The organism is Roseibium sp. RKSG952, from assembly GCF_009711355.1.
The window spans coordinates 1-12,711 of sequence record NZ_SMMF01000882.1 but is presented as its reverse complement, the minus strand read 5'-3'; the positions used below and the strand labels follow the sequence as shown (position 1 = coordinate 12,711).

10 protein-coding genes are annotated in these 12,711 nt (G+C 59.0%); 7 read left to right on the top strand and 3 right to left on the bottom strand.

Annotated features, from left to right (window positions below; all coding sequences use genetic code 11):
- Positions 1-18: 18 nt before the first annotated feature.
- Positions 19-942 (bottom strand): LysR substrate-binding domain-containing protein, encoded by a 924-nt coding sequence (locus E1297_RS13500; RefSeq protein WP_155138941.1) that lies wholly within the window; start codon positions 940-942, stop codon positions 19-21.
- 180 nt (positions 943-1,122) lie between these two features.
- Here E1297_RS13500 and E1297_RS13495 point away from each other — a divergent pair, with 180 nt between their 5' ends.
- Both E1297_RS13495 and E1297_RS13490 read left to right on the top strand, forming a co-directional pair.
- The gene (locus E1297_RS13495) at positions 1,123-2,340 is read left to right on the top strand and encodes an acyl-CoA dehydrogenase (RefSeq protein ID WP_155138939.1); all 1,218 of its coding nucleotides are present in this window, start codon (positions 1,123-1,125) and stop codon (positions 2,338-2,340) included.
- A gap of 63 nt (positions 2,341-2,403) precedes the next feature.
- Positions 2,404-3,585 (top strand): FAD-binding oxidoreductase, encoded by a 1,182-nt coding sequence (locus E1297_RS13490; protein ID WP_155138937.1) that lies wholly within the window; start codon positions 2,404-2,406, stop codon positions 3,583-3,585.
- A gap of 4 nt (positions 3,586-3,589) precedes the next feature.
- On the opposite strand, the gene E1297_RS13485 is transcribed toward E1297_RS13490, so the two are convergent.
- Entirely contained in the window at positions 3,590-4,591 is a 1,002-nt protein-coding gene (locus E1297_RS13485) for an N-formylglutamate amidohydrolase (RefSeq protein WP_155138935.1), read from the bottom strand.
- Positions 4,592-4,956: 365 nt separating this feature from the next.
- Positions 4,957-6,423 (bottom strand): polyphosphate:AMP phosphotransferase, encoded by a 1,467-nt coding sequence (gene pap, locus E1297_RS13480; protein ID WP_155138933.1) that lies wholly within the window; start codon positions 6,421-6,423, stop codon positions 4,957-4,959.
- Positions 6,424-6,690: 267 nt separating this feature from the next.
- Here pap and E1297_RS13475 point away from each other — a divergent pair, with 267 nt between their 5' ends.
- The 5 genes from E1297_RS13475 to E1297_RS13455 all read left to right on the top strand — a co-directional run bounded on the left by E1297_RS13475 (position 6,691) and on the right by E1297_RS13455 (position 12,666).
- A complete protein-coding gene (locus E1297_RS13475; protein WP_209015784.1) occupies positions 6,691-8,745 on the top strand; it encodes a bifunctional DedA family/phosphatase PAP2 family protein in 2,055 nt (684 codons plus the stop codon).
- Positions 8,746-8,933: 188 nt separating this feature from the next.
- Positions 8,934-9,362 (top strand): YeeE/YedE family protein, encoded by a 429-nt coding sequence (locus E1297_RS13470; protein WP_155138932.1) that lies wholly within the window; start codon positions 8,934-8,936, stop codon positions 9,360-9,362.
- Between the two features lie 2 nt (positions 9,363-9,364).
- On the top strand, positions 9,365-9,808 hold the full coding sequence (locus E1297_RS13465; RefSeq protein ID WP_155138930.1) for a DUF6691 family protein: 444 nt from the start codon (positions 9,365-9,367) through the stop codon (positions 9,806-9,808).
- 43 nt (positions 9,809-9,851) lie between these two features.
- Positions 9,852-10,745, top strand: a complete 894-nt coding sequence (locus E1297_RS13460; protein WP_155138928.1) for an MBL fold metallo-hydrolase — start codon at positions 9,852-9,854, stop codon at positions 10,743-10,745.
- Between the two features lie 136 nt (positions 10,746-10,881).
- Positions 10,882-12,666 (top strand): SulP family inorganic anion transporter, encoded by a 1,785-nt coding sequence (locus E1297_RS13455; RefSeq protein ID WP_155138925.1) that lies wholly within the window; start codon positions 10,882-10,884, stop codon positions 12,664-12,666.
- The last annotated feature ends 45 nt before the right edge of the window (positions 12,667-12,711 follow it).

The window sequence follows — 12,711 nt, the reverse complement described above, 5'->3', positions numbered from 1 at the left end:
AAGGCGCTCCGTTGAGGGTCAGCCCGGCAGCATGGCTTCGCGATCGGAGCGCGCATTGCGCGCTTCCTCGATCAACCAGCTGCGGAAGGCCTTAACGACCGGACGCAATGTCCGGTTTTCAGGATAGACAAAGTAATAGGCGGTTTGTTGTTTCAGTGAAAGGTCGAATAGACGGACCAGCCGTCCGGCTGCCAGCTCCGCCTCGATAAAAAACCGCGGGATCAACGCCGCACCGGCATGATTGACAGCTGCTTCCGCGATCATGACGAATTGTTCGAAACGCGCGCCCTGAAAGGCGGCGTCGGTCTCGACCCCTGCCAGATCAAACCATTGCCGCCAGGCAAGCGGCCGTGTCGACAACTGCAGCCGCGGCACCTCAGCCAGATCCGCCGGGGCGCGGATGCCGTGCCTGTCGCGAAAAACACGGGAGGCAACCGGCACCACCTCTTCGGCAAACAGGGGCTCGGCGATGGCCCCGGCCCAGACGGGGTCGCCGTGATGGATGGCCCCGTCAAACGGTTCGGCCTCGAAATCGAATGGCTGCAGCCGGACACTCAGGTTCAGGCCCGCAGCCGGATAGCGCTTTGAAAACTGGGCAAGACGCGGCGCCAGCCAGCGCGTGCCGAAGGTGGGCAAAACGGCAAGGTTCAGGACATCGGCGCTGCCCGCATAAGACATCACCTGGCGGGTGGCAGCCGTCAGGTCCTCAAGCGGCCCGCGAATGTCATGCAGGTAAAGCCGGCCAGCATCTGTGAGCACGATCCGCTGCCGCACCCGCCGGAACAGCTCGACCCCGAGCCGGTCTTCGAGATGCCGGACCTGCTTGGAAATCGCCCCCTGTGTCAGATGCAACTCCTCCGCAGCGCGGGTAAAGCTGCCATGACGCGCAGCACATTCAAACGCAATCAGCGCATCGGCCGGTGGGATAAAGGCGCGCTTCATCGTGAGACCCGCAGTGTCCTGTTTTCATTCCAAACCGGCATGAACAATGGACAAGATGTCACTTTCAAGTCAATTGAATTCACCGCAGGTTATTCCACAAGGTGATAAATTCGGTGTGGGTTCGGTGAACAACCGACGGGTGCGCCGGAGACTGTCCAAAAACACGAGGACCCGACTGACATGAACGCTCCCGCATCCGTGAAATCTGCCCCCACCGGTGGCGGTGTGTTTGACTGGCAAGATCCGTTCTTGTTGCGTGAACAGCTCAAGGAAGACGAGCTGCTGATCATGGAGAGCGCCCGCGCCTATGCGACAGACAAACTGCTGCCGCGCGTGATTGAAGCCTACCGGGAAGAAAAAACCGACCGCGCCATTTTCAATGAAATGGGTGAACTCGGCCTGCTCGGCGTGACCATGCCGGAAGACTACGGCTGCGCTGGCGCATCCTATGTGTCCTATGGTCTGGTCGCCCGGGAGATCGAGCGGATCGATTCCGGCTACCGGTCAATGATGAGCGTTCAGTCCTCGCTGGTGATGTATCCGATCTATGCCTACGGCTCGGAAGAGCAGCGCAAGAAATACCTGCCCAAACTCGCCAGCGGTGAATTTGTCGGCTGTTTCGGGCTGACCGAACCGGATGCCGGATCGGACCCTGCGGGCATGCGCACCCGCGCCGAAAAGACTGAGGGCGGCTACCGGCTGACCGGCTCGAAAATGTGGATCTCCAACGCCCCGATTGCGGATGTCTTTGTCGTGTGGGCAAAGTCGGAAGCCCATGACGGCGCGATCCGCGGCTTCGTGCTCGACAAGGGCATGAAGGGCCTGAGCGCACCGAAGGTGGGTGGCAAGCTGTCCTTGCGCGCATCGATCACCGGCGAAATCGTCATGGACAATGTCGAGGTCGGGGAAGATGCCCTTCTGCCGCATGTTTCCGGACTGAAAGGTCCGTTCGGCTGTCTCAACCGGGCGCGCTACGGGATTTCATGGGGCGCACTGGGGGCTGCCGAGGATTGCTGGCACCGCGCCCGGCAATATGGTCTCGACCGCGAACAATTCGGCCGCCCGCTGGCCCAGACCCAATTGTTCCAGAAGAAGCTTGCAGACATGCAGACCGAAATCGCGCTCGGCCTTCAGGGCGCGCTGCAAGTCGGCCGGTTGTTCGACACGGGCAAGGCAGCACCGGAAATGATCTCGATCGTCAAACGCAACAATTGCGGCAAGGCGCTTGATATCGCCCGGACCGCCCGGGACATGCATGGCGGCAACGGTATTCAGGAGGAATACCATGTCATGCGCCATGCACAGAACCTCGAGACGGTCAACACCTATGAAGGCACCCATGACATTCACGCGCTGATCCTCGGCCGGGCCCAGACCGGGCTGCAAGCCTTCTTCTAAATCCTGCCCTCCCCATAACCGTGCCGAAGGGTCTTGCCCCTTCGGCGTCTTCCGGGTCGCGCCATGTCAAACCCTACAGCAGATGTCGTGATCATTGGCGGCGCCGTGATGGGCTCGTCCACGGCCTGCCAGCTTGCCCAAAGGCCCGATTTCACGGGCCGCATAGTCGTCATCGAGGCCGACCCGACCTATCAGACTTGTGCGTCAGCACGGTCGGCCGCCTCGATCCGCCAGCAGTTTTCCAGCCCGATCAACATCGACATCTCGCTGTTCGGGATCGAGTATCTGCGGCAGATCGGGACGCATCTACAGACCGGTCAAGATCGCCCGGCGATAGATCTGCACGAGGGCGGCTATCTGTTTCTGGCAACGCCGGACAAGGAAGCAATTCTCCGCGAGAACCATGTGCTTCAAGAAACGCATGGCGCCAACATCGGCCTGTTTGACCAACAAGAACTCAAATCCCGGTTTCCCTGGCTCAATATGCAAGACCTGAGCGCCGGGTGTCACGGACTGACCGGAGAAGGCTGGTTCGACGGTTACGGCCTGATGCAGGCTTTCCGCAAGAAAGCCCGCTCTCTGGGGGTGGAATATGTCAGTGCCGAAGCCACCCGGATTGCCCCGTCCGGGTCCGGCTGGGACATCACTCTATCGACCGGCGAAACACTCTCGGCAGGTATTCTTGTCAATACAGCCGGGGCCAAGGGGGGAGCCGAGCTCTGCCGGCAGGCCGGGCTGGATGTGCCGGTCCGGTCCAAAAAGCGGTGCGTCTTCACATTCGAGTGCCGCGAAAAACTCACGGGCTTCCCGCTTCTGATCGACCCGACCGGGACTTATGTGCGGCCTGAAGGCAACGGCTATATCTGCGGTTCGGCGCCGCCCGAAGATCAGGACCCGGATTGTGACGACTTCGATGTCGACCACACCCTGTTCGAGAATCATATCTGGCCGGTATTGGCCAATCGCGTTCCGGCTTTCGAGACCATCAAACCGGGTCCGGCGTGGGCCGGGTCCTATGACATGAACCTTTTCGACCACAATGCCTTTGTCGGAGCTGTTCCGGGGATCGGCAATTTCCTGCTGGCGCTCGGATTTTCCGGCCACGGCTTGCAGCAATCCCCTGCTGTCGGACGCGGGTTGGCGGAACTGATCGTGACAGGACGGTATGAAACTCTGGACCTGTCCCCGCTCGGCATCGAACGCCTTGCAGCCAACACGCCGTTGATCGAAAAGAACGTTGTGTGACGCTCTATTCGGCGACTTCTCGGAACGTGGTACCGGAACCGGCCGGCGCCTCGGGTTTGTTATCGGCACTTTTTCCGGTTGCGGCCGGGAGTATGCCGGTATGAAAGGCCGCCGGCTTTTGAAGCGGCTTCGGATGAAGCGCCTCGGCCAGAATTGTCCTGCCCCACTCCCCGGGCATGCGGGATGTGCGAATCCGGTCCCGGACTGCGGAAACGTCTGACCACCCCGCCCAGTCAAGGACCTCGACAAAACTGTCAAGAAGAACGGCTCTCAGACGCATCATCCGGGTTTTGTCGGGCTCAAAAGGCGGTGCTTCATGTTTCAGGTAGCTGCGCTGCGCGACCAAAAGTGTAAGCGCATGCACGCCGTTTGCGGGATCCCCATAGGTTCTGGTCAGGTAACCGCCCGTTACACCGTCATCCAGCGATACCGAGAACCCGCCAAGGCCGGAAAACGTTTCCCCGAAAACAGCGCGAAGGTCCGGATCACAGGACAGTCCGCCGCGCGTTCCAATGCTGATCACCGGAAGCGGCGGTGCCAGCCCCCGTCCCGATCGGGACCGGCGGGACTGGCAATCGAACACCAGAGCCTTGCCATGCCGGGCGCGGACACGCTCGATCTGCTGAAGAACCACTTGGTGATACGGTTCGTGGAACAACATCGCGCGTTGTTCAATCTCGGTCGGCCCCGGCTCTTCGCCCGCCTTGTAAATGGCGTTGGTTTCGACAGTCCAGGCTGGGCAAAGCGCGTCTGTTTCACCTTTCGCCGCCGGGGACATTTGCGCAGGATCCTGATCAACATCAATCACATAGCGCGACATATTGGTGGAGATCACCGTCGCATCAAGCGTTTTGGCGCACTCCAGAACCTGATCCAGATGCCATGATAGATCCGTTTGAAGGCGGCCTGTTGCACTTAACCGCCCCCAAATAGCAGGAGGGATTTCCCTTCCCGTGTGCGGCAAGCAAAAGATCAGCGGACTATTACCTGTAGCCAATAGAATCATGTTGCAATGCTCAAATCTGGAACGCAGGTTCAGTTTGATTTTTTAACGCAACGGAAACAAGACAAATTCGAGCTTAACGCCAAGATTGAGTCAAGCGTGGATTCTGGGCACTACTTATTTTTGGCAGGTATCAATCGATAATATTAACAGTGACACAGGCTATGAGACGCTGTTCTTGATCTCATGGCGGCACGATTTCTTTTGAAAGGTAGAAAAAAGGCATTTTTCGCGCATGCCCGCGACAACGAAATCACCGCTGCCGAAGGTCCGGCCTTGATGAAGGCACGGCACCTTAAGGAGGGTTGTGTAAAGGCCTGCTGCGGTTTCTTCAGTCCGGACGGACGGGCAAGCCAATTTGTTCGAGGCTAAAGTTCCTGTTCCAGCCGCTTGCAGATAGTTTTGAGAACCTCGACCCGGGCATGCTTCTTGTCCTCGGAGGACACCAGTGTCCACGGGGCGTAATGGGTGGAGGTGCGGTCCACCATGTCTCCGGCGGCAATGGAATACTGGTCCCACTTCAGCCGGTTGCGCCAGTCCTCGTCGGTGATCTTGTGCTGTTTGTAAATCGTCTCTTCGCGCGCCTTGAACCGCTTGAGCTGTTCCTCCTCGCTGATCGCCAGCCAGAACTTGCAAATGATGTAGCCGAAATTGGAAAGCTCGCGCTCGAACTCGTTGATCTCGTTATAGGCCCGCAACCAGTCTTCGTGATTGGCAAAGCCCTCGACCCGCTCGACCAGAACCCGTTCATACCAGGACCGGTCGAAAATCGCGATGTGTCCCTTGCGGGGCACGCGCCGCCAGAACCGCCAAAGGTAGGGATGCGCCTTTTCCTCGTCCGACGGAGCCGAAATCGGATGGACCTTGTAGATCCTCGGGTCCAGCGGCCGGATCACCCGCCGGATGGAGCCGCCTTTGCCGGCTGCATCATTGCCCTGAAAGACAAGCACCATACCGCGTTTTGCGAAAGCTTTCGTGTCCGATATCTCCGACAACTGGTCCTGATATTTCGCCCGCTTTTCCTCATAGACGTCCTTGTCGAGTCGTTTCGTCAGATCGATGGCATCAATGGCGGTCTTGCGCTCGATCCCGCCAATCACGGGCGGAGCCGCCACCGGTTTTGCCTCGTGGTCTTCCAGTTTCAGTTTTACGGCCCTCGCCACGGTCTGGGCCAGAGCCGCATCGCGGTATTCCGCATCCTGGGACGGGATCACGAACCAGGGAGCGTTTCCGGTACTTGTTTCAAGTATGATCTGTTCCCCCACCCGGGTCGCCTTTTCGTGATTCTTGAGGGCGACCCAATCGGTCAGGATATGGCGGGCGGCCTGCTTCTTCTTGATTTTCGACAGGCGCCGCTCCTGATCTTCGCGCGGCAACAGGAACCAGAATTTGAGGACCAGCACGTCCTCATTGGCCAGCATGTCCTCAAAATCCCGGATCCTTTCGAGTTCGCGCAGAAACTCTTCATCCGTGAGTTTTCCGTAGATGCGCTCGCGCAAGGGCCGCTGGTACCAGCTGCCGAAAACAATAGAGGTCTCGCCCTTGGGCGGCAGATCCCGCCAATAGCGCCACAGGGGCGGACGCAAGCGGGCCTCTTCCATCGGATCGCCATAGGCGTTGCAACTCAGGTGCCGGGCATCCATCCACCCATAGAGCCGGGCAACCGCTTCCCCCTTGCCCGCGCCGTCAAGGCCGTCCACGACGATCAGCGTCGAGAATTGCTTTTTCTCAACGAGTTCAAGTTGGGGCGCCAGCAAAGCCTCGCGGATTTCCGGCTCCATCTTCTTGAACGTCTTTTTGTCCATCTTTTGCGGCAGGCGTGCGGATTCGAACATGCGGTCGTCCCTCTTCGTAAACAACTCGATTGGGGAATTGTCAGCGTTCTTCGACAGCTTATGCGTCTAACGGACACAAGATCCAGCCCGTTTCGGCAAAACGTTCCGGATTGCTTTACCGGGCAGACGGGCCACGCCGAAATTTTCACTGTCAGCCAGGCGCCCGGTCGCCTATATGATGGCAACCTGATAACCATGTAACCTTGAAGCGATTTCCGTAATGCCGGCAATGATCGTAGCCCAGCGCAGCCACACAGGAAACGACGCGTGACGGACTACCTGACGCAGATCGTAAACTACATCGGCGAGCATCCCGAAATTGCAGGACTCGTTTGTTTCGCGGCGGCGATGGGCGAGGCGCTGTTTATCATCGGGCTGTTTGTCCCAAGCACCGTTGTGCTCGTTGGAGCAGGAACACTGGTGGGCCTCGGCAAGCTTGATCCGGTGTCCACCTTCATCTGGACCACCATGGGGGCGATCGCGGGCGACGCGATCTCCTATTGGGTCGGGTATGTCTACAAGGACAAGCTCCGGCGGATCTGGCCGCTTTCGCGCTACTCCAGCCTGATGGAGCGTGGTGAGGACTTCTTCCGGCAGCATGGCGGCAAGAGCGTCTTCATCGGACGGTTTGTGCCCGGGGTGAAATCGGTCGTGCCGGGCATTGCAGGCATGGTCGGGATGAACGCCACCCGGTTTACGGTCATCAATGTCGTCTCCGCCATTGCCTGGAGCATTGCCCATCTCGGGCCCGGATATCTGGCCGGATCGGCCTTGAGCGCCATCGGTGAGGTCAGCGGGCGGCTGGCACTTGTGCTCGGCGTTCTGCTCGTGGTCCTGTTCGTTGCGGTCATGCTCGGGCGCTGGATGATCCTGATCATCATGCCGCTGTTTCCCGGCGCACATGTTGCAGCCGTCGGCTGGTTTGCCAAGCGCCCCGGCCGGATTTCACAATGGGTTGCCCGGACCTTCGATCCAGACCATCCCCGTTCGGTCGGCATGCTGGCTTCCGCCCTGCTTCTGCTGATTACGATGCCCCTGTTCTTTTGGCTGATCGGCGAGGTCGCACCGGGCGAACCCATGGTGCGGGCGGATGTGGCCATCTTGAACATGTTCGAGAGCTTGAGAACGGTCATCGGCGACAAACTGATGATCGCGGTCACCCTGCTCGGCGACGGAATCGTCGTTGCCGTTGTGACGCTCGCAGTCGCGGCCTATCTGTTTGCCCGAAAGGCGTGGCGCCGTGCGGTAGGGTTCCTGATCGCGATGGGCAGCACGGCGCTGTTCGTGCCGATCATCAAGCTGATGCTTCACCGTTCGCGCCCGATGGACCTCTATAGCGGCGCCGATGCTTTCAGCTTTCCAAGCGGCCACGCCACATTGAACACGGTCCTGTTCGGCATATGCGCGGTGCTCATCGCTCACGACCGCAGCCGGTGGACCAAAGCCGGGGTTTTCACGATCGCCGCCATTTTCGTGATTACAATCGGCTTCTCCCGTATTTACCTTGGCGCGCACTGGATGTCCGACGTATTGGCGGGCCTGCTGTTCGGAACAGCCATGGTTGCGATGTTTGCCTTTGTCTTCGGCTCGATTCACAATGAGAAGATCGGGCGGCTGACCCTGGCCGCCATTGTGGCGGGGACCCTTGCAGTGTTCGGCACCTGGCATGTTGCAAGCAATCTCAAGGACGCCCTGATCGTCTACGAGCCCCAGGCAGACTTGCAGATCTTGACCAGTGCCGACTGGACCACAACCGCCTGGCGCGACCTGCCGGCGCACCGGATCGAACTCAGCGGCGAGATGAAAGAACCGCTGGTTATTCAGTATGCTGGCGATCCTGAGCATTTCGCCCGCGCCCTTGCAGCTTACGGCTGGCAAAAACCGCCGAAATGGAGCCTTGCCACAGCAACCGGCTTTATCGTCGGCGAGACCCCGGCAGACGATTTGCCGGTGCTGCCACGCACACAAAACGGATTGCAGCCGGCCCTCGTGCTCATCCGCAACGATCCGGGCGCTCACCCGGCAAGCGGCCGCTGGATCCTGCGGCTTTGGCCAAGCCGGTTCCGGATCGATGAAAACGGGCATCTGCAGACCATTTACCTCGGCAGTGTGATGCACGAGGAAATCCTGCGGCCGATGGGCGAGTTCTCCGGCCCGAAGACAGATCTGGAGTCCCCTGCTGCGGGAGAAAACCCCGCGCGAGACTTGCCCGGAGCAATCATTCACAGACGCTCAAACGGCTTGCGCGTTGTCCTGGTGACCGACCCCGGACCGGGTCAGACACCTCCGCCACCACCTGCCCCTGTTGCACCAAGGCCCTGATGGGGGCGCGACAACATGGCTGGGGTGACGCTTCTCAGGCGCAGCGCCTGATGGGGAAGCGGTGATGTCTCGGCACGCCACTCGGCCGGGGAGTACATTACACCCTAAATTCATACATATGAAATTTTGATTGCGTTACATTTTACAAGTCCATATATTCAATTATTGGAATATATGGAGTCTTGCGAATGACCGAATTCACCCCACTCGCTTCCTTCTTTGGAGGAACTCTCATTGGAGCCGCAGTGGTGACCCTGATGATGGTTCAGGGCCGCATTGCCGGGATCAGTGGTATTGTTGGCGGCCTGTTGAGCGCACCTGCAAACACCGAATGGCTCTGGAAAGCCGCGTTTGTGGCTGGAATGGTTCTGAGCCCGCTGCTGTTGGCTATCCTGACCGGCTCCATGCCGGCAATCACGGTGCCTGTCTCGGTCCCGGCACTTGCTGTTGGAGGGTTTCTGGTCGGGATTGGCGTCACCTTTGGTGCAGGCTGCACCAGTGGCCACGGCGTGTGCGGCCTTGCACGCCTGTCAAAGCGGTCGCTCGCGGCAACACTGACCTTCATGGCAACTGCAGTCCTCACCGTTTTCATAACCCGCCATCTGATCGGAGCCTGACCATGCTGAAGATTGTTTCCGCATTTTTTATCGGTCTGATTTTCGGAACCGGCATCTTGATTGCCGGCATGGCGGACCCTGCCAAGGTGCTCAACTTTTTCGATGTTGCAGGCACCTGGGATCCGAGCCTTGCCTTCGTGATGGGCGGCGCGCTGATCGTGACTTTTGTCGGCTACCGGATGGTCTTCCGGATGAACCATCCGCTTCTGGCCTCGGGTTTCAGTTTGCCGGCAGCGCGCGAACTCGACACAAAATTGCTCGGAGGATCCGCTATCTTTGGAATCGGATGGGGACTGAGCGGCTTTTGCCCCGGCGGCCTTGTACCGGCGCTCGGACTTGGCATGATGGAACCTGTTGTAACCGCGCTTGCCATTCTTGCCGGAATGGCCGCCGCACGCATGATCCGGTCCGCGTTCTCGTCCAGGACTACGGCGCCAGCTTCGTGACACTTGCCCGCGCAAGTGCTCATACTTCATTCGGAGTTCAATGATGATCAATTCGCCCTCCCCTCTCGACATGGCAATCAGGCCGAAGGTCAAGGCGTTCTTCGATCCTGCCACCAACACGATCAGTTATGTGGTGGAGGATCCGGCCACCAATTCCTGCGCGGTGATCGACAGTGTCATGGACATCGACTACGCGGCAGGCCGCATAAGTTATGAGAGCGCGGACAAGATCATCGGCTATATCCGCCAGAACAACCTCAAACTGGAATGGCTGATCGAAACCCATGTACATGCGGATCATCTGTCCGGAGCCCCCTATATCCAGAAGCATCTGGGTGGAAAGCTCGGGATCGGTAGCCAGATCACGCTGGTTCAGGAAACCTTCGGTAAAGTCTTCAACGAGGGCACCGAGTTCCAGCGGGACGGCAGCCAGTTCGACCGGCTGTTCGAGGACGGCGACACCTACCAAATTGGCGAGATGACCGCCTTCGCCATGTACACACCCGGTCACACCCCGGCCTGCATGGTGCATGTGATGGGCAACGCCGCCTTTGTCGGCGATACCCTGTTCATGCCGGACGGCGGCTCGGCACGGGCGGATTTCCCCGGCGGCGATGCAGGCGTGCTCTACGACTCTATCCAGAGGGTCCTTTCGCTTCCCGACGACATGCGTCTGTTCATGTGCCACGACTATGGCCCGAATGGCCGCGACATCCAGTGGGAAACGACGGTTGGGACCGAAAAGACGCACAACATCCATGTCGGCAGCGGCAAGACCAAGGAAGAGTTCGTCAAGTTCCGCACCGAACGCGATGCACAGCTCGCCATGCCGAAACTGATCATCCCGTCACTTCAGGTGAACATGCGTGCCGGCAAGCTTCCGCCCGCAGAAGACAACGGCAAGACGTTTCTGAAAGTGCCCGTCAACGGGCTTTGAGACTGTCCGCAAGGGGGCAAGGTTCCCCCGGCACGGGTGCTAGCCCGGCATATGCGGCACCCACCCTCCTTTTTCACACCCGGACTGGTCGCCCAGCCCGGTTTTTGTTGAGTTTTCCGCGTCCATGGTCCGGTCAATGACACCGCTGCAGCGCTATTTTCCCATTCTCGACTGGGGCAGATCCTATTCCAGAAAAACCGCGGCCAATGATCTGGTCGCCGCCGTGATCGTCACGATCATGTTGATCCCTCAGTCGCTGGCCTATGCTTTGCTGGCCGGGTTGCCGCCGGAAGTCGGGCTCTATGCCTCGATCCTGCCGCTGATCGCATATGCGATCTTCGGCACCAGCCGCGCGTTGGCGGTCGGACCGGTTGCGGTCGTTTCATTGCTGACTGCAGCCACAGTCGGCGAATACGCGGAACAGGGAACGGAAACCTATCTTGCAGCTGCGATCATTCTGGCATTCCTGTCGGGATTGATGCTGATGGTCATGGGGATTTTCAGGCTCGGATTTCTGGCCAACCTTCTAAGCCATCCGGTCACATCCGGCTTCATCACCGCGTCCGGCCTGTTGATTGCCGCAAGCCAGCTCAAGCATATTCTCGGTGTTCCAGCCCAGGGGCATACGCTCTACGACATCCTGTGGTCGATTGCGTCGCATCTGGGCGACATCAACTGGATCACATTTGCAATCGGGGCCACTGTAACGGGCTTCCTGTTCTGGGTCCGCAAGGCCCTGAAAGAACGGCTGCTTGGCTGGGGCGTATCCCCGTTCATGGCCAATCTTCTGACAAAGGCAGGGCCTGTTGCCGCCGTTGCCGTCACGACTTTGGCCGCTGCCGTGTTCAATCTCGAAGCCTTTGGGGTCAATCTGGTCGGAGACATTCCCTCCGGCCTGCCCATTCCACGGCTTCCTGCCTTCGACCGCCAATTATGGCTTGATTTACTTGGCCCTGCATTGATGATTTCCGTGATCGGATTTGTCGAATCCGTTTCCGTCGCCCAGACGCTGGCTGCTAAAAAACGCCAACGGATCGTGCCGGACCAGGAACTGATCGGCCTTGGCTCGGCCAATATTGCGGCCGCTGTGTCCGGCGGCTACCCGGTAACCGGCGGTTTCGCCCGCTCGGTCGTCAATTTTGATGCAGGTGCTGAAACACCGGCCGCCGGGGCCTTCACTGCTGTCGGCATTGCGCTTGCGACCCTGTTTCTCACGCCTCTGCTCACCAATCTGCCGCAGGCAACCCTCGCCGCAACCATCATTGTTGCCGTTCTTTCCCTGGTTGATTTCGGTGCAATCCGGCGAACCTACACCTATTCCAAAAGCGATTTTGCGGCGATGGCGGCCACCATTCTGGTGACGCTGTTCTTTGGCGTCGAGCAGGGCGTCGTGACCGGTGTTGTCCTGTCGATCGCGCTCTACCTTTATCGCAACAGCCGGCCTCACATGGCGGTTGTGGGCATCGCTCCCGGCACCGAGCATTTCCGGAATGTTGAACGGCACCAGGTGATCACCGGCGAGCGGGTCCTCACCGTTCGCATCGACGAAAGCCTGTTCTTCGCCAACAGCCGTTATCTGGAAGACCGCATCTACGCATTCGTTGCCGAAAAACCGGATATCGAACACGTGGTTTTGATGTGCTCTGCAGTCAACGAGATTGATGCCAGCGCATTGGAAAGCCTTGAGGAAATCAACCATCGGCTGTCCGATTCCGGTGTGACCTTCAATTTGTCGGAAGTAAAAGGCCCGGTCATGGACCGCCTGAAAAAGACAGCATTTCTTGAGGACCTGTCGGGACAAATTTTCCTGAGCCAGTATCAAGCCCTGTGCGAACTTGATCCGGAAACCACGCATATCGCCGAATCCCGAAGCCCCAAGAAGGTGGCCCGATCCAGCCTGTGGGCGGGGCCCGAGATCTGAGGTTCAAAAATGGCTCGGTGAATTCAAGCGCGAAGTGCAACACAA